This window comes from Ensifer soli, from assembly GCF_041928815.1.
Taxonomy (GTDB): domain Bacteria; phylum Pseudomonadota; class Alphaproteobacteria; order Rhizobiales; family Rhizobiaceae; genus JBHFEI01.
On the sequence record NZ_JBHFEI010000002.1, the window covers coordinates 217,729 to 235,479 of the forward strand.

Sequence of the window (17,751 nt, forward strand, 5' to 3'; positions counted from 1 at the left end):
CGCGACTTATTGGGCGCTTCTCGTCTGCCCCGTGCGTGTGCGCGGGGGCGGGAGGGGCCGCGCTCAGGCCCCGAGGCGGGCGTGGACGAAGGCAAGGACGGGGTCGAGCGCGAATGTCTCCGTCGTGTCGATCGCGAAGGCGTCGGCAAGGCCGGTCGGTGCGGCGCGTCCGGCAAGCGCCACGAGTTCCGGAATATAGTCCGCGCCCGGATGGCCGGCCGGGCGGCTGTCGAGCCGGGCGGCATAGCGTTCGGCCAGCACCTCGGGCGGCGCGTGGCACCAGAGTTCGGCGATCGCCGTTACGCCGGCCGTCTCCAGGTGGGATCGCAGCGTCTCAATCGGCTGGAAGCCGAACCAGGCGTCGATGATGACGGTTGTGCCGTCCGGCGCATCCCGCAGGATCGAGAAGATCGCCGCGTAGCTCGCCCGGCCGAGGGTGCGATTGAAGGCGCGGTCGCCGCCGCCGAGTTCCTTTAGGAAGGGGTTCTTGACCGTGTCGAGTGCCAGCACCGGCCAGCCGGTCGCCCGCGCGAGGGCACCGGCGACGCCGCTCTTGCCGGCGGCGGGGACGCCGTTGACGAGCACCGCGCGCTTTCCGGCGGGACGGATGGACCCGAGCGCCGCAAGGGCCGCGCCGATGACGCCGGCGTCGTCGCCGAGGGCGGCGGCTTCTATCTGCGGGCGGAACCAGCCCGAGCCGGCCGGTATCCGTTCGAGGGCGCTGGCGGCTTCGCGGCCGAGACCGCCGCCGAGCAGCACCAGTTCCGGATCGACGCTTGCCGAAAGCGTGTCGATCGCGGCGCGCAGGGGCGCGGCCCAGTCCGTCAGGATCGCCTGCGCCACCGCGTCTCCGGCGGCGGCGTGCGCCATCAGATCGCCGGCGGTCGTCTCCCGCGCCAGCCCGGCCTGCGTGATGCGCCGCCGCAGCGCCGTGCCGGAACTGGTCGTCTCGACGCAGCCCCTCCGCCCGCACAGGCATTCCTGTCCGTGAATGTCGATGGTGATGTGGCCGAGCTGGCCCGCGGTGCGGCTGCCGCGCAGGATGCGCCCGCCGCTCGCCAGCGCGCCGCCGATGCCGGTGCCGATCGTCAGCATCGCCACCTCGCCGCGCCCGCGCGCCACGCCCACGGCCATTTCGGCGACGAGCGCCATGCTGCAGTCATTGTCGATGTGGACGGGCCGTCCGGTCCGCTCCTCGACCATGCCGGCGAGGTCGAGCGTCGACAGGTCGAGATAGCCGCCGGACAGCACCCTCCGCCGGTGCGGGTCGACGCGGCCCGGCACGCCGATGCCGATCGCCCTGACCTCCGGCGCATCGATGTCGGCGATCAGGGAAAGGATCCTGTCGACGGCGCGCGCTGCATCCGGTCCGCTCGGCGCCGAGACCTTGGCGAGAATTGTCCCTTCGGCGGAGACGCGGGCGGCACGGATGTTGGTGCCGCCGATGTCGATGCCGATCGCCGCCATCGTCGTCGGTCCTCAGGCGGCGTTGCGGACGGTACGGTAGCGGGCGATGACCGCCTGGATCTCCCTCAGCCGGGAGACGGCGACCGTCTCCAGCCTCTCCTTCGTCACGGCGCGGTCGAGCGAGATGCAGTCCTTCCACAGCGAGCGGCCGGCGATGACGCCGGAGGCGCCGTTGCGCATGGCGATCTCGACCTGGCCGAGGAAAGTTTCGTGGTCGACGCCGGCCGAGAGCACCGCCCAGGGCACGTCGCCGGCCAGATGCGTCACGGCGGCGCAGGCCTCCGGCGTGCCGGGATAGGGGATCTTCAGCACCTTCGCGCCGCAGTCGAGCGAGAGCCGCACGCCGTCCTCGATCAGGCTTGGAACCTTCGCCTTGTAGTCGTCCTTGGTCTCGCCCTCGACCTGGTAGGTCAGAAACTCGACGACGAGCAGCAGGTCCTCGGCGTCGAAATCGGCGATGCACCGGCGCAGGATGTCGAGATTGTGGCTGTTGGCCGCCGGCAGGTCGCCGCGCAGGTAGACCATGATCTTGCCGCCGGTGCCGCCCAGTTCGCGCACCTTGCGCGCCGTGATGCCGGGCACGAGTTTCGAGAGGCGGTAGCCCTCGGGCGAGGTGTCCCAGCCGGACGCGTCGAGGCCGATCAGGAGCGCGGTGTCGCGGGCGATCAGGCCGTCGTCGACGAGTTTCGGGACGGCGCATACCGGATCGACGAGCACGCAGGAAGCCTTGCTCGCCAGATAGCGGGTGATGTCGGCCTTGGTGTCGCCGAGCATGTCGTTGGAGATCCTCGCCTGTTCCTCCGGATCGGAGGAGAGCAGCGTGCGCATGCTGCCGCGCTGGTCGCAGGCGATCACCATCATCGCGCCGTCCGCGCCGCAGATCTGCTGGTAGCCGCGTCGTTCGGCCGTCGTCATCCGTGCCATTGTTCCGTTCCTGGTCTCTCGGCCCGGGAGAGGCCGGGCATCCTTGATCCGGCCGGCGCGCGATCCGCACCCGTCTGCCGGTCTTCCTGTCATCGTGCAAGGCCTCGCCGGGGTCGCGTTGCGCGTCCCGCAGGGCATGCCCCCTCAGTGTCGCGTCCGGGCCCGCCGATGAGCGGCCGCCGGAAATGCGCGAAAACGCGCCGGCCATCCTTGCGCCGCATTGCGGTTTTGGGAATTCTGGGGGACAAAGGCCCTGCCGATGGCGATGATGTAACACATTGCAGAAAGGAATTGCAAGCTGTCCGTGCCGCCCAGCCAGGAAAATGCCGCCTCGCGCGCCATGCTGCACATGGTCGCCAAGCTGCACTACGAGGCGGAGATGTCGCAGGTCGACATCGCCCGGCGCCTCGGCGTCTCGACGGCGACGATCTCGCGCATGCTGCAGAAGGCGCGCGCGGTCGGCATCGTCCGCATCGAGGTGATCGATCTGGCGTTGCCGGAGGAGATCAGCGACGAGCTGGTCGCGCGGCTCGGGCTCAGGAAGGCGTCGGTGGTCGATCTGCCGCAGGCGGGCGGTCTCGGGGCGCTCGGGGCGCCCGTCTCACAGATGTTGCGGGACGCGGGACTGTCGGCCGGTTCGGTGCTCGGCATCGGCTGGGGCAGGGCGGTGCGCGAGACGGTGCTCGCCGGACTGCCGCGCCTGCCCGGCATCGTCACCGTGCCGATGACGGGCGGGATGCAGATGGCCGCCGCCCATTTCCAGATCAACGAATTCGTACGGCTCGCCGCCGAGCAGACCGGCGGCACGCCGCATTTCCTGCATGCACCCTACATGTCCTCGCCCGAGCTGCGCGAGGCCTTTCTCGCCGATGCGAGCGTCAGGGAGACGCTGTCGCTGTGGGACCGGCTCGATGCGGCGATCGTCGGCGTCGGCCTGACCCATGCGGTCAATCCGCCGGAGGCGAGCGCGGCGACGCCGGGCGAGCAGGCGCTGAAGCGGGCGAAGGGCGACGTCATCCGCCATTACGTCGACGAGGACGGCGCGATCCTCACCTGGGAGGGGCAGGCGGCGATGATCGCCGCCTCGCCCGAGCAGCTGCGCCGCACGCCGCTCGTCATCGCCGTCGCGGCGACGCCGGAGAAGGCGGCGGGCATCATCGGCGCGGTGCGTTCGGGCATGGTGAACGCGCTCGTCACCGATGCGGCGACGGCCCGCGCCATCCTTGACCGGCTGGCGCCGCCGGAGGCGAAATCCGCCTGAAACGGCTTGCTTTTCCGTGCCTTCCGCCGATACATCTGTGCCCGTCCATCCATCGGAGCATCAGGCCGTGAAGACCCATCTGTCCGTCAACGTCAATGCCGTCGCCCAGCTGCGCAACCGGCGCGATCTGCCCTGGCCGAGCGTGACCGGCATTTCGCGGCTGGTGCTCGAGGCCGGCGCCGACGGGATCACGGTGCATCCGCGCCCGGATGAGCGGCATGTGCGCCGCACCGATGTCTTCGAGCTCGAGGCGATGCTGCGCGGCGACTTTCCCGGCATCGAATACAATATCGAGGGCTATCCGAGCGCCGATTTCCTCGATCTCGTCGAGCAGGCGAAGCCCGATCAGGTGACCTTCGTGCCGGACAGTCCCGAGCAGGCGACGTCCGACCATGGCTGGGACGTCGCCGCCAACCGCGCCATCCTGATCCCGGCCGTCGACCGGATGAAGGCGCTCGGCATCCGCGTCTCGCTGTTCATCGACGAGGATCCCGCCGTGCCGCCGCTCGCCCGCGAGGTCGGGGCCGACCGGGTCGAGCTCTACACCGCCCCCTATGGCGGCGCCTTCACGCCCGAGGCGATCCGCCCGCATATCGAGGCGCTGACGAAGACGGCCGACGCGGCCCTGTCGGCCGGTCTCGCCGTCAATGCGGGGCACGACCTGACGATGCAGAACCTTCCCGGCCTGAAGGCGGCGATCCCCGACCTTGCCGAGGTCTCGATCGGCCATGCGCTGACCGCCGACGCGCTGCTGGTGGGCTTCCCGGCGGCGGTGAAGGGGTATCTCGCCGCGCTCGGACGCTGATTTCCGGGGCAGCCCGAGCGCGAGCGCTCAGTCGGCGGGAATGTCGAAGCGCGGCGCCAGGATCTGTTGCAGCCCGTCCACCGGCTCGCCGCCGATCTGGCGCAAAAGCAGCGTGCCCATCGCCTCGCCGGCGGCGGCCAGATCCTCGTAGATCGTCTCGACGCCCGGGTGGATTTCGCTGAGCAGGCGCGAGGTTTGCTTGGCGATGATGTCGAATTCCCGGCCGAGGCCCATGCCGAGATCGCCGATGCCGGCGATCGCGGCCAGCGCCGAGACCTCGCCGCCGCAGACCAGCGCGTCCGGCGGATCGAGGCCGGCAAGGCGCTGCTTGACGAAGGCGCGGATCGCGCCGGCCGGACTGTCGAGCGTCACCGCCTCGGCGATCTCGTGCGAAACGCCCGCCTCGCGCACCGCGCGCATGAAACCGTGCATCAGGTGCTGGCCGAACATCAGCCGTGTCGGCGGCAGGATGATCATGATCTTGCGCCGCCCCCGGCCGATCAGGCGGCGTGTCGCCTCGTAGGCGAAGGCGGAATTGTCGAAATCGACCAAAGCATGGGGCGTGGTGAACTCGGTGCGCCCGTGGGTGACGAAGGGAAAGCCGCGCTCAAGCAGGAGGCGCACCCGTGCATCGAAGTGCTCGGTCCGGGTGAAGATGACGCCGTCGGCCAGCCGGTTGCGCAGGATGAAGGCGAGCGGATCGGTCGGCCCGTCCGAGGGGAAATTCGGCGTGACGATCAGGTGGTAGGGCGTGCCGCCGAGCGCGCGCGTCAGGCCCTGCAGCATCGAGGTGCCGAAGCCGAGGATTTCCTCATGCGCGTCGAGCAGCAGGCTGATGACGTTGGTGCGCCCGGTCCGCAGGCGCTGGGCGGCGCGGTCTGGCATGTAGCCGACCTCCTCGGCGACCCTGCGCACGAGGTCGCGGGTCTCCTGGGCGAGCTGCGGCGCATTGGCGAGCGCGCGCGAGACGGTCGGCACCGCAAGGCCGGTGAGGGCGGCGATGGTGCGTAGCGTCGGCTTGCCGCCGGCCTCGACCATCGTCGTCTCAAAGGATCTCCTGGATTTTGGCGCTCGCGTCACGCTGTCCTCTCTCGGGCTCGGCTGCGGCAGGCTAGCGCGCCGGCGGCAAATTGCAAACGTTTTAAATATTGCGCCGCACACGGTCGGTATAGCGGAAGATATCCAAGAACATCCTTTTAAAACAGTTATTTGTAATGATTAAAGGAAATCCGTTGACCGGTCTCTTGACAGGTTCGGCGTTTATAACGTTTTAATTGCCCTCGCATGAGGAGGACATGCGTTCCCGTCTGTCAGACGCGTGATTCGTGCCGCGGGGGATGCTGAACAGCGCGGGGACATGTGTTCCGAAGCAAGAAATTTTTTTCTGGAAGAAATTGCGCTTGACGGAGCGATGCCGTCGCCGCGATGATGTGCGTACCCGGCGCTATGGAGGTGGAGCCGGCCCGATTTCCGAACATGCTCTCAGAGGGAGGAGAACCACATGGAGCGCCGTTCACTGCTCAAGGCCGCCGCGGCCTTGCCGCTGATCACAACCGTGTCGATGGCCGGCCAGGCCGTCGCGCAGGACAAGAAATTTACGATCGCCCTGATTCCGGGGCTGACCACCGACGCCTTCTACATCACCATGCGCAAGGGCGCGGAAGCCGCTGCCAAGGCTGTCGGCGCCGATCTCGTCTTCCAGGGTGCGCCCGACTTCAACCCGGTGACGCAGGTCCCTGTGCTGGACGCGGTCATCGCCAAGAAGCCGGATGCGATCCTGATCGCGCCGACCGACAAGGACCAGCTGATCCAGCCGCTGAAGAAGGCGGCCGATGCCGGCATCCCGGTCATCACCGTCGACACCTTCATCGGCTCGGGCGTCTACCAGACCGGTGCCGGCGACGCCGACTTCCCGCTCGCCTATATCGCCTCCGACAACGTACTCGGCGGCGAGATGGCGGCCCGCGCCCTGTCGACCGCCGTCGGCGGCAAGGGCAAGGTCTATGTCTCGAACGTCAAGCCGGGCATCTCGACGACCGACCAGCGCGAGGAGGGCTTCAAGAAAGAGCTCGCCGCCAACCATCCGGGCATCGAGGTTCTGGAGACCCAGTACAACGAGAACGACGCGAACAAGGCGGCCTCTCAGTTGCAGGCCGTCTTCGCCCGCAATTACGACCTCGTCGGCGTGTTCGGCGCCAACCTGTTCTCGGCGCTCGGTGCCGCGAACGGCGTGCAGCAGGCCGGCCAGAGCGGCAAGATCCGCGTCGTCGCCTTCGACGCGCCGACCAGCATCGTCGACAACATCAACACCGGCCTCGTCGACGTCGCGATCGCGCAGCATCCGGCCGAGATCGGCTATTTCGGCGTGATGTCGGCCTATGCCCACCTGACCGGCAACTCGATCCCGACGGCAATCGGCACCGGCTTCACGGTGATCGACAAGGGCAATGTCGCCGATCCGAACGTGGCGAAGTACATCTATTCGGATTGATCCTGACCATGGCCGGCGTCCCGCGACGGACGCCGGCCATGGCCTCGCCGAGGCCGTTTCCGCCTTCGTGAACATCTTGAAGGGCCTGTCGCGGCGGGACGCCGCGCATGCCGTCACATTTCCGGACGAGCCATGACAAGCACCGCTGCCGAGCCGCCGAAGGCGGAGACCGCAAGGACGGAGGCGCATGTCGCCCCGCAGGCCGACCATGCCGACCAGACGAAGACCCTGATCGCGCGCATCGCGCAGTTGCGGGCCTGGCTGTTCCTCGCGGCCCTCGTCGTGATCTTCGAGATCTGGGCCCGCGCCGCCTTCGGCGCCACCTTTGTCTTTTCCTCCTTCAACTGGCAGTCGATCGCCATCTTCGCCGTCGCGCCGCTGCTGCTCGCCGTCGGGCAGACCTTCGTCATCATCTCCGGCGGCATCGATCTGTCGCTCGGCTTCATCATGGGGCTCGCCGCCGTCGTCGCCGCGCACATGACCAATGTCGCCGGCCTCTATATGCCGCTGCCGATGGCCATGCTGTTCGGCATCCTGGTCGCTATGCTGGTCGCGACCATTCCCGGCATGATCAACGGCCTGCTGATCTCGCGCCTGAAGGTGCCCCCCTTCATCGGGACGCTCGGCATGTTCGGCGTGGCGCGCGGCACCGCCTTCCTGCTCGCCGGCGGCACGACGGTGCCGGTGAAGAACGAATATTTCGCCATGCTCGGCAACGGCCGTTTCCTCGGCGTGCCGTATCTCGTCATCGTCACCGCGCTCTTCGTGCTCGTCATGCATTACCTGCTCAGCCAGACACGCTTCGGCCAGCACAATTACGCGATCGGCGCCAACCAGCAGGCGGCGCGCCGGGCCGGCATCGACATCAAGCGTCACCTGCTGAGGCTCTACGTTCTCTCCGCCGTCTGTGCCGGCCTCGGCGGCGCGCTCTATGCCGCCCGCTTCACCGCCGGCGCGGCGCAGGCGGGCGAGCCGCTGCTGCTTGACTGCGTCGCGGCGGTCGTCATCGGCGGCGCCAGCCTCTTCGGCGGTTCCGGCTCGATCCTCGGCACCGTCGCCGGCGCGCTCGTCATCGCCGTCATCCAGTACGGCCTGGTTTTCCTCGACGTCGAACCCTTCTGGCAGTTCATCGCCGTCGGCGTCGTCATCATCATTTCCGTTCTCATCGACCAGGCGCAGCGCCGGTTCAGCGGAGCCAAGCAAGATGAATAGTTCCGTCACGCCGCTGCTCGAGGTCCGCAACCTTTCCCGTCATTTCGGCGCGGTGCGCGCGCTCGACGACTGCTCGATGGTCGTGCGTCCCGGCGAGGTCGTGGCGCTCGCCGGCGACAACGGCGCCGGCAAGACGACGATGATCAAGGCGATCTCCGGCGTCTATCCGCCGACATCGGGCGAGATCCTGATCGAGGGCCAGCCGGTCACCTTCTCCTCGCCGCAGGACGCGCGCGAGAAGGGCATCGAGACGATCTACCAGGATCTGGCGCTCGCCGACAATCTGACGATCGGCGCCAACATCTTCCTCGGCCGCGAGCCGATGAAGAAGGTCTTCGGCTTCCTGCCCGTCATCGACCGCAAGGCGATGGCCGAGGCCGCGCGCCAGACGATGGCGATGCTCGACTTCCATGTGAAGCGGCTCGACGCGCCGGTCAGCAATTTCTCCGGCGGCCAGCGCCAGGCGGTCGCCATCGGCCGCGCCGTCTACTGGAACGCGCGCATCCTGATCATGGACGAGCCGACCGCCGCGCTCGGCGTGCCGGAACAGCGCAAGGTCGTCTCGCTGATCAAGTCGCTGAAGGCGCAGGGGCGCGGCGTCGTCTTCATTTCCCACAACCTTCAGGACATTTTCGCCGTGTCCGACCGGATCGTCGTGCTTCGGCGCGGCATCGTCGCCGGCGAGCGCAACATCTCCGAGACCACCCATGACGAGGTCGTCAAGCTGATGATCGGCGGCTGAGCCGTCTCAGCGCCGCAGCGTCAGGCCGACGCCGATGCGGGCGACGTCGCTCGCCGAGCCACCGGAGGGCTTGGTGCGCTCGAAGGAGACGTCACCGGTCAGCGCCAAATAGCGGTTGAGGTCCCAGGTGAGGCCGGCGCCGACCGACCAGACCGTTTCGTCGGCAAGCGTGCCGCCCGAGGGATAATCGCGGAAGGTGAAGCTGTTGGTCAGCCGGGCGACGAGCGCGGAGCGCAGCTCGTGCGCGAGGCCGCTGCGCAGCGTATAGGCGAGCGCGCCGCTTTCGCCCGCCGTCGTCGACGGCTCCACCGCTGTGATCAGGTTCAGCGACAGGTCCGTACCCCGGCGCGGCGACCAGTCGATGCGGCTGTCGAAGGTCAGGCCTTTCAGGTCCTTCAGCCGCGCATCCTCGAAGCGGACCGTCTCGTAGCCGAGCGCGAATTCGCCGCGCAGCTTCTCGCCGAGGTCGATCTCTACGCCGCCGCGCCCGGCATAGGTCCGGTAGGAGCGCTCGAAGCCGAGCGCGTCGCGGCGAAGGTCGTAGCGCGACGCACCGAGGGAGGCTTCGAGGAAGGGGATGAGGGCGGGCGAGATCTCGTAGCCGATCCGGCCGCGCAGCGTCCCCGTGGCCCGGTCGCGGTCGGCGAGCGACAGGGTCGAGCCGTCGGAGAGCTTCGCATTGCCATAGAGGGAACGCTCGAAATCGACGCCGGCCGTGCCGCGCAGCAGGCCGAAGTCGCGGGTGATGTCGGCGCCGAGGCTGTAGGTGTGGATGCCGGACTGGACGCTGGCGCCGGAAATCGCGTTCGGATCGGTCGAATCCTCGCGCTCGAAATCGTAGCCGGCCTTCAGCGTCGCCGTCGTGTCGCGGCTGATGTCGAGGCGCAGCGCCGCGTCGATGCTGGCGCGCGGATCGGTCTCGCCCCTGCCGGCGACATTGCGCTGGTAGAAGCCCTCGCCGGTGACGGAAAGCGCGTGGCGCGACCAGTCAGAGGTGAGCGTGCCCTTGAGGCCGGTTTCGAGATAGCTGCGGCTCGTGCGCGAACCGCCGCTGCGCCGGCTTTCGTGATTGACGGTCTGGCTCAGCGACGGCTTCAGCGTGAAGCTGCCGAGGCGGATGCCGGGGGCGTCGCTGCCATCGTCGCCGAAGCGCGGGCGCAGGCCGTCGACCGTGCCTTCCGCCCGGTTGATGCGGCCGACATCCTCCGGCAGCAGGTCGACATCAAGGCCGTCGTCGGCGGGGATCGCCGCCGTTGCGGCGGTCTCCTCCACCGGGCCGCGCAACGTATCCTCGCCGGCGGAGAGCGGCGTGGCGGCGACGCTGCCGGTCGTGCCGTCAACGCTCTGGGCAAGGGCGTCCGGGACCGGCCCGAGCGCGCAGCCGGCGGCGACGAGCAGCCATGCCGCCCGGGCGGGACGGCGGCTGTGCCGGTCCAACCTGCCTGAATCTGCTGGCGCCATGTGCCGAATGCCCCTGCGAAAGATTGCCCGAATGTAAACCGTCGTGGTTAACCAATCCTTTCGGAGAGGGCGGCAGCAGGGCGACCAGCGGGGAAAATGCGGTCCGGATCAGAGGTTTGCCGGCTCGACCTGCAGATGCGGCCCCTTGCCGGAGACGACGCGCACGCGGGTGCCCGCTGGCAGGTCCGGCCCCTCGACGATCCAGACCGAATCGTCGAGGCGAATGCGGCCGCGCCCCTCGGCCAGCGGTTCGCCGAGCACGGCGGTGCGGCCGACGAGGCTGTCGGCGCGGCGGTTGAGAAAGGGCTCGTCGGTCGCCGTCGTGTCGCGCGCCATCAGCCGGCGGGCGACCAGCGTGGTCGCGACGGCGAGCAGGGCGAAGACGAGGAGCTGCACCTGCCAGCTCCAGAGGCCGGCATCCCAGAGCATCAGCGAGAGGACGCCGACGAGGATGGCGGCGATGCCGATCCAGATCAGGAAGACGCCGGGCACGACGATCTCGGCGGCGAGCAGCACGAGGCCGAGCACCCACCAGGTCCAGGGGCCGAGTTCGAGAGCGATCCGTTCGACCATGTCAGGCGCCCGACTGCGTCGGGTCGATCGGCCGGCGTATCTCGGGCGTGGCCGCGGCCCGGCGCCTTGTCTGCGCTGCCGGCGCATCGCCGTCGAACACTTCCCGGGCGATGGCGGCAATGCCGCCGAGCGAGCCGATCAGCGAGGACGCCTCGACCGGCATCAGCACCACCTTGCTGTTCGGCGCGCTGCCGATCGCCGACAGCGTTTCGGCATATTTCTGCGCGACGAAGTAGTTGATCGCCTGCACGTCGCCGTCGACGATCGCCTCGGAGACCATGCGCGTCGCCTTGGCTTCCGCTTCGGCCAGCCGCTCGCGTGCCTCGGCGTCGCGGAAGGCGGCCTCGCGCTGGCCTTCGGCCTGGAGGATCGCCGACTGCTTGGCGCCCTCGGCCCGCAGGATCTGCGCATTGCGCGCGCCCTCGGCTTCGAGCACTAGCGCACGCTTCTCGCGCTCGGCCTTCATCTGCCGCGCCATGGCGTCGACCAGATCCTTCGGCGGCTGGATGTCCTTGATCTCGACGCGGGTGATCTTGATGCCCCACGGGTTCGCCGCATCGTCGACGACATGCAGCAGCCGGTCGTTGATCGCCTCGCGGTTCGAGAGAAGTTCATCGAGGTCCATCGAGCCCATGACCGAGCGGATGTTGGTCATGGTCAGGTTGAGGATGGCATTCTGCAGGTCGGAGACCTGATAGGCGGCCTGGGCCGGGTTCAGCACTTGGTAGAAGGCGACGGCATCGGCGGAGACGCTGGCATTGTCGCGGGTGATCACCTCCTGCGTCGGCACGTCGAGCACCTGTTCCATCACGTTCATCTTGGCGCCGATGCGGTCGATGAAGGGGACGATGAGGTTGAGGCCCGGCTCAAGCGTCCGGGTGTAGCGGCCGAAGCGCTCGACGGTGAAGCGAAAGCCCTGCGGCACCGTCTTGATGCCGGCGAAGAGCACGAGGACGACGACGACGACAAAGGCGATGACGACGATGTCGAGTCCGGCAAACGGCATGGTCTTTCCCTTCTTCCACGGGAGTCGCTGGCAGCACCAATCGAGGATCTGCCAGGCTCGTTCTGAACCGGACAGACCCTATCGTCTTTTGTTGTCGTTTGTCTTCCCGGGATAAACGGATCTCCCGTATCTCCGGCACACGCTAGGGACAGAACGGTCCGGCCGGCCGGATTATTTCCTGTCCTTCCGGGAAATTTCGCGCCTGCTGCCTTTTTACACCCAGCCTTGCAGTTCGCGGCGCACGACATGTTCGAGCACGCGCATCCCGTCCGGCCCGTCGTTGAGGCAGGGGATATGGGTGAATTTCTCCCCGCCGGCATGATGGAAGGTCTCTCCGGCGGCGACCGCGATCTCCTCCAGCGTCTCGAGACAGTCCGAAACGAAGCCGGGATTGATGACGGCGATGCGCTTCACCCCGTCCGTTGCGAGTTTCTCCACCGTCTTGTCGGTGTAGGGCTGCAGCCACTCCTCCGGCCCGAAGCGCGACTGGAAGGTGACCATCAGCTTTTCCTTCGTCCAGCCGAGCCGCTCGCGCAGGAGCCGCGCCGTCTTCATGCACTGGCAGTGATAGGGATCGCCCTTGGTGAAATAGGATTTCGGAATGCCATGGAACGAGGTCAGCACCACCTCCGGCTCCCAGTCGAGCGTGGCGAGGTGGGCGGTGATCGATCTCGCCAGCGCGTCGATATAGACGGGATCGTCGTGATAGGGCGGCACGGTGCGCAGCGCCGGCTGCCAGCGCATTTTCAGAAGCGCCTCGAAGGCCTTGTCGTTGACGGTGGCGGTCGTCGCCGCCGCATATTGCGGATAGAGCGGGAAGAGCAGGATGCGCTCGCATCCCGCCTTGTGCAGGGCGTCGATCCGCGACGCGATCGAGGGCTGGCCGTAGCGCATCGCCCAGTCGACGACGACATGGGGATGGCCGGCGAGCGACGCCGCCATCTTCTCCGCCTGGCTGCGGGTATGGGTGCGCAGGTAGCTCTCGTTCCGGTCGGTGTTCCAGATCGACTGGTAGGCCTTGCCGACCTTGGCGGGTCGGGTGCGAAGCACGATGCCGAAAAGGATCGGATACCAGAGATATTTCGGCCATTCGATGACACGGCCGTCGGTCAGGAATTCGCGCAGGTAGCGCCGCATCGACACGGGGTCGGTTCCGTCCGGCGTGCCGAGGTTGACGAGCAGCACGCCGACCTTGCCGAAGGCGACGGGCGGGTGGTTGACGGCGATCATCTCGGCATTCGGCTGCATGGCGGGCTTCCGGTGGTGGACGGGGTTCGCCGCCTTCTACGTGCGATGGCGGCGGCGGTTTATGCTATCTAGAAAGAAAAACCGGCGCGGGAAACCCCGCGCCGGCCGAAGCGGCGGGACATAATGTCCCGGAAAAAGCCCCGTCGACAAAACCCGTCGACAAACCCCGTCACCGTGCCGGGATGTCGAGTTCCGCGCCGATCGGCAGGCGGCGCGGTTCCGGCTTGCCGTTCGCCTCCGAGATCGTCGGCCAGAGCGTGCCGTCGCCATAGAAGCGGACGGCGAGATCCCAGAGCGTATCGCCGGCAGCGATGACATGCTTCAGGTCGGCCGGCTGGTCCGCCGTGGCGGTGTCGGCCGCAGGCTCCGTCGTCGGGCTTGCCGCCTGCGGCTCGGTGGTGGTCGCCTGCGGCTCGGTGGTGGTCGCCTGCGGCTCGGTGGTGGTCGCCTGCGGCTCGGTGGTGGTGGTCGCGGCCGGAGGCGTTGCCGCCTCGCCGGCGGGCGTTGTGGCCGAGGGGTCCGCGGTCTGAGGCTCCGGCGTCGACGGTGCGGTCGTCGACGGGGTCGCGGCTGCCGGCTCCTCGGTTGCTGGGCTTGCGGTCCCGGGCTCGGGCGCCATTTCCGCCGGCGTGTCGGCCGCGCCTGCCTCCGGTGCCGTCGCCGGCGCGGTCGCCTCGTCGTTCGACGGTGCGGCTGCGGGCTCGGACGTCGCAGGCGCTTCCGTCACGGGCGTGCTCGCCTCGGCCGCGGCCTCGGGCGTCATTTCCGCCGCCGGCGTCGTCGATTCCTTCACTTCCGTGATGCGGCTGTCGGTGAAGGGCTTGTAGGGAGTGTGCGCCGTCAGGTAGTCGGCGACGGCGATCTCGAGGCTCGGGCCATAGTCATAGGCGTTGCGGGCCTTTTCCGCGAACACCGAGAAGCCGTCGCCGCCCGAGCGGAGGTAGTTGTTGGCGGCGACGCCGTAGGTCTTGGCCGGATCGAGCGGCACGAAGCCGTCGCCTTCGCTGACTTCGACCGACAGGATGCGCCCGCCGGCGGGCTTCGACCGGTCGAAGGAATATTTGAGCCCCGCCACCTGCAGGAAGCGCCCGGCGCCCTCGTCGATCTGGCTGACACCATTTTCAAGCGCCGCGATGATGTCCGCGCCGGTCAGCTGGAAGGTCGCGACCGTGTTCTGGAAGGGCAGCACGGTCAGCACCTCGCCCATCGACACGTCGCCCGCATCGATCGAGGCGCGCAGGCCGCCGCCATTGGCGAAGGCGATGGTGATTCCCTGGCCCTTGACGCGGTCGAGCGTCGCGTCGGCGACGAGGTTGCCCATCTCGCATTCCTGCGCGCGGCAGGTGTCGCGCCCGCCGTCGATCGGCGCCTCGCTGCGGCCGATGACTTTTGCGCGCAGCGCCTCGATCGGCTTGCCGAGCTCGGCAATGCGGGCGAGCACCGCCTCGTCCGGCGTCACCGACCCGTCGACCAGGATCGGCGCGCCGGTCGCCGCCTTCACCACGCCGGCGTCGTCGAAGGTGACGACGAGGTCGCCCAGATACTTGCCATAGGCGCCGGCCTGCACCACCGGCACCTTGTAGCCGCCGGGATTGTCGACCATCGTCGGATAGGGGCCTTCCGCCTTCTCGTCCGTGTTGGAGAGCAGGCTGTGCGAATGGCCGCCGACGACCACGTCGACGTCGGGGATCTTCGCGATCGCCGCGAGGTCGCGCGGATAGCCGACATGGGTCAGCGCGACGATCTTGTTGGCGCCCTGCTTCTTCACCTCTTCGATCGCGGCGGTGATCGAAGCGACGTCGTCGCCGATCAGCACGTTCGGTCCGGGCGAGGCGAGTTCCGGCGTGTCGTTGGCGACCGCGCCGACGATGCCGATCTTTTCTCCGCCGACATCGAGGATGACGAAAGGCTTGACCCGGTCGCCGAGCTTCGATTCGTAGCCGGCCAGCACATTGGCGGTGACGACGGGGAAGGCGACCTTGTCGAGGAAGCCGGCCAGGCCGTCCTCGCTGTCGTCGAATTCGTGGTTGCCGACGGTCATCGCGTCGAACTTCATCAGGTTGAGGAATTCGGCCTCCGCCACGCCCTTGTAGGTCGTGTAGAACAGCGATCCTTGGAAATTGTCGCCGCCGTTCAGGAGAAGCACGTTCTTGCCGGAAAGTGCGGCGCGGCGTTGGTCGATCAGCGTCTTCAGCCGCGCGGCGCCGCCGAAGCACGCGTTCTTGCCTTCCTCCTCGGCCGAGCAGGTCGAATCGTACGTGTTGATCGACTCGATGCGCGAATGGAAGTCGTTGATGTGCAGGATGTTGAGCTCGTAGTCCGCAAGCGCGGTGCCGGCGGAAAGGGCGAGCGCGAACGCGCCGATCAATCCGGATGCGAAACTTCTGGCCATGACTGTCTCCGATGGTTGGGCCCAAGGCAGGCGCGCGGGCCGGGCCGGTCGCGCCTGCTTCGTAACGGACTATCTATGCGGCGCCGGCCATCGGACAAGGCCTTGCGAAAAGGGCGGAAAGCCCCGGCGACGGCTACGCCCGGCGCGCCAGCGAGAACTGGGCGCCGGCGGCCGTCGTACAGTTCAATTGTGACGCGGTGACGAGCTGGCAGGCGACCTTCTGCTGCGTCTTGCGCACGAGCGAGGTCATGTTGATCTCGACGAGCTGTGGCGACACATGGATGTAGTTGCCGGAGGCAAGCAGCTGGTTGGTGTCGGTGGTGCGGGTGTTGAAGGTGCCGCCGGCAAAGGTCGAGACGATGCCGTTCGGGTCGACCCAGGACCCCTCGACCGTCGGCGCGGCGCGCACCGGCGCCGGGCGGTCGATCTCGCGGATCGGCGCCGACTGGCAGGCGGCAAGGCTGCCGGCGGCGGCAAGAACGGTGAGCACGGCGAAAGGCTTCATGAACGCATCCCTGGACTGTCTGTCGCGGCCGGCCGTCGCAACGGTTGCCGGCCGAGGTGTCGAAACCATGCCGCGATCGCGCCCCGAAAGCAAGGGCGCGGCGCGCAACGGCGGGGTCCGTCCCCGAACGGCAAAACGCCCGGCCGGGCCGGGCGTTTCCAAAACGGCGGGTCGATGCGCGATCAACGCACCAGGATGTTGCGGAACTGCCACGGATCCTTCTCGTCGATGTCCTCCGGGAACAGGCCCGGGCGACCTTCGAGCGGGGTCCAGTCGGTATAGTGTCCCTCGACCGGGCCCAGATAGGGGCGCTGGACCTCGAGGCAGCGCCGGTAGTCCATTTCGTCGGCCTCGACGATGCCGGCCTTCGGATTCTCCAGCGCCCAGACCATGCCGGCGAGCACGGCCGAGGTCACCTGCAGGCCGGTCGCGTTCTGGTAGGGGGCGATGCGGCGGGTTTCCTCCAGCGACAGGCGCGATCCGTACCAGTAGGCATTCTTGTCATGGCCGTAGAGCAGCACGCCGAGCTCGTCGATGCCGTCGACCAGCTCGTGCTCGTCGAGCACGTGGAGCACCGGCTGCGCCTTGCCGCCATTGCCGAACATTTCATGCAGCGACAGCACGGCGTCATTGGCCGGATGATAGGCGTAATGGCAGGTCGGACGGTAGCTGGCGTCGCCGTCCTTGTCGTGGACGGTAAAGTAGTCGGCGATCGAGATCGACTCGTTGTGGGTGACGAGGAAGCCGTATTGCGGGCCGGGCGTCGGGCACCAGGTGCGCACGCGGGTGTTGGCGCCGGGCTGTTCCAGATAGATCGCAGCCTTGCAGCCCTTCTTGTGCTCCTTGGCGTTCTTCGGCTTCCAGGTCTCGTGCGTGCCCCAGCCGAGTTCGGAGGGCTGCAGGCCTTCGGAGATGAAGCCCTCGACCGACCAGGTGTTCCAGAAGACGTCGAGCGGCTTCGGGTTGATCGTGCGCTGGGTGTCGCGCTCGGCAATGTGGATGCCCTTGACGCCGACCTTCTTCATCAGCTTCGCCCAGCCTTCGCGGTCTTCCTGGGCCGGCTCGTCGAATTTCAGTTCGAGGTCGGTGGCGAGGTTGACCAGCGCCTGCTTGACGAACCAGGAGACCATGCCCGGATTGGCGCCGCAGCAGGAGACGGCGGTGGTGCCGCCCGGATGCTTCTTCTTCTCGTGGCGCACGGTCTCGCGGAGCGCATAGTTGGTGCGCTCGGCGTTCTTCATGTCCTTGTCGAAGTAGAAGCCGAGCCAGGGCTCGACGACCGTGTCGATGTAGAGCACGTCCAGCTTGCGGCAGAACTTCATCAGGTCGAGCGAGGAGGTGTCGACCGAGAGGTTGACGCAGAAGCCCTGGCCCTCGCCTTCGGTCAGCAGCGGCTCGAGCAGGTCCTTGTAGTTGTCCTTCGTCACGTGGGCGCGGATGTGGCGCACGCCGTGGCGTTCGAGGATCTCGGTGTCGGCGGCGTCCTCGCGCGGATCGATGACGACCATCCGGCTCTTGTCGTAGGTGAAATGCCGTTCGATGAGCGGCAGCGTGCCGCGGCCGATCGAGCCGAAGCCGATCATCACGACCGGGCCGGTGATTTCGCCATATACCGGATAGGTGGTCTCGTTCATTTTCTGCCGGATCTCCGTTCCATTGTCTGA

The 17,751-nt window shown here is 67.8% G+C and carries 15 protein-coding genes; 5 read left to right on the forward strand and 10 right to left on the reverse strand.

The genetic code is table 11. From position 1 onward, the window contains the following. Positions 1–63: 63 nt before the first annotated feature. Positions 64–1,467, reverse strand: coding sequence for an ROK family protein (locus ACEVQ6_RS03735; RefSeq protein WP_374887558.1), 1,404 nt, complete (start codon positions 1,465–1,467; stop codon positions 64–66). Between the two features lie 12 nt (positions 1,468–1,479). Continuing rightward, positions 1,480–2,391, reverse strand: a complete 912-nt coding sequence (locus tag ACEVQ6_RS03740) for a tagatose-bisphosphate aldolase (protein WP_374887559.1) — start codon at positions 2,389–2,391, stop codon at positions 1,480–1,482. Positions 2,392–2,731: 340 nt separating this feature from the next. On the opposite strand from ACEVQ6_RS03740, the gene ACEVQ6_RS03745 reads away from it, so the two are divergent. Together ACEVQ6_RS03745 and ACEVQ6_RS03750 are read left to right on the forward strand one after the other, a co-directional pair. Continuing rightward, on the forward strand, positions 2,732–3,652 hold the full coding sequence (locus tag ACEVQ6_RS03745) for a sugar-binding transcriptional regulator (RefSeq protein ID WP_374887796.1): 921 nt from the start codon (positions 2,732–2,734) through the stop codon (positions 3,650–3,652). Between the two features lie 67 nt (positions 3,653–3,719). Next, positions 3,720–4,457: a pyridoxine 5'-phosphate synthase gene (locus ACEVQ6_RS03750; protein ID WP_374887560.1), complete on the forward strand. Its 738-nt coding sequence runs from the start codon at positions 3,720–3,722 to the stop codon at positions 4,455–4,457. 27 nt (positions 4,458–4,484) lie between these two features. Here the strand turns inward: ACEVQ6_RS03750 and ACEVQ6_RS03755 are convergent, their stop codons facing one another. Continuing rightward, the gene (locus ACEVQ6_RS03755; protein ID WP_374887561.1) at positions 4,485–5,537 is read right to left on the reverse strand and encodes a LacI family transcriptional regulator; all 1,053 of its coding nucleotides are present in this window, start codon (positions 5,535–5,537) and stop codon (positions 4,485–4,487) included. A 421-nt stretch (positions 5,538–5,958) separates the two neighbouring features. On the opposite strand from ACEVQ6_RS03755, the gene ACEVQ6_RS03760 reads away from it, so the two are divergent. The 3 genes from ACEVQ6_RS03760 (at position 5,959) to ACEVQ6_RS03770 (ending at position 8,902) form a co-directional block, all read left to right on the forward strand. Next, positions 5,959–6,948 carry an ABC transporter substrate-binding protein gene (locus ACEVQ6_RS03760; RefSeq protein ID WP_374887562.1) on the forward strand — a complete coding sequence of 330 codons (990 nt, stop codon included), beginning with the start codon at positions 5,959–5,961 and terminating at the stop codon, positions 6,946–6,948. Between the two features lie 132 nt (positions 6,949–7,080). Beyond that, a complete protein-coding gene (locus tag ACEVQ6_RS03765) occupies positions 7,081–8,160 on the forward strand; it encodes an ABC transporter permease subunit (protein ID WP_374887563.1) in 1,080 nt (359 codons plus the stop codon). Continuing rightward, positions 8,153–8,902, forward strand: a complete 750-nt coding sequence (locus ACEVQ6_RS03770; RefSeq protein WP_374887564.1) for an ATP-binding cassette domain-containing protein — start codon at positions 8,153–8,155, stop codon at positions 8,900–8,902. Before ACEVQ6_RS03765 ends, ACEVQ6_RS03770 begins: the two co-directional genes overlap by 8 nt. A gap of 6 nt (positions 8,903–8,908) precedes the next feature. Here ACEVQ6_RS03770 and ACEVQ6_RS03775 read toward each other — a convergent pair whose 3' ends face one another. From ACEVQ6_RS03775 to ACEVQ6_RS03805, 7 genes are all read right to left on the reverse strand, one after another. Beyond that, on the reverse strand, positions 8,909–10,363 hold the full coding sequence (locus ACEVQ6_RS03775; protein ID WP_374887565.1) for an outer membrane beta-barrel protein: 1,455 nt from the start codon (positions 10,361–10,363) through the stop codon (positions 8,909–8,911). A gap of 108 nt (positions 10,364–10,471) precedes the next feature. Beyond that, complete coding sequence (locus tag ACEVQ6_RS03780; RefSeq protein WP_374887566.1) at positions 10,472–10,936, reverse strand: NfeD family protein; 465 nt, start codon at positions 10,934–10,936, stop codon at positions 10,472–10,474. A 1-nt stretch (position 10,937) separates the two neighbouring features. Then, a complete protein-coding gene (locus tag ACEVQ6_RS03785; RefSeq protein ID WP_374887567.1) occupies positions 10,938–11,942 on the reverse strand; it encodes an SPFH domain-containing protein in 1,005 nt (334 codons plus the stop codon). Between the two features lie 213 nt (positions 11,943–12,155). Continuing rightward, positions 12,156–13,190 (reverse strand): ferrochelatase, encoded by a 1,035-nt coding sequence (gene hemH / locus ACEVQ6_RS03790; RefSeq protein ID WP_374887568.1) that lies wholly within the window; start codon positions 13,188–13,190, stop codon positions 12,156–12,158. Between the two features lie 169 nt (positions 13,191–13,359). Further along, positions 13,360–15,582 carry a 5'-nucleotidase C-terminal domain-containing protein gene (locus ACEVQ6_RS03795; RefSeq protein ID WP_374887569.1) on the reverse strand — a complete coding sequence of 741 codons (2,223 nt, stop codon included), beginning with the start codon at positions 15,580–15,582 and terminating at the stop codon, positions 13,360–13,362. A 133-nt stretch (positions 15,583–15,715) separates the two neighbouring features. After that, complete coding sequence (gene omp10 / locus ACEVQ6_RS03800; protein WP_374887570.1) at positions 15,716–16,087, reverse strand: outer membrane lipoprotein Omp10; 372 nt, start codon at positions 16,085–16,087, stop codon at positions 15,716–15,718. A gap of 182 nt (positions 16,088–16,269) precedes the next feature. Further along, entirely contained in the window at positions 16,270–17,721 is a 1,452-nt protein-coding gene (locus ACEVQ6_RS03805) for a homospermidine synthase (RefSeq protein WP_374887571.1), read from the reverse strand. Between the last annotated feature and the right edge of the window lie 30 nt (positions 17,722–17,751).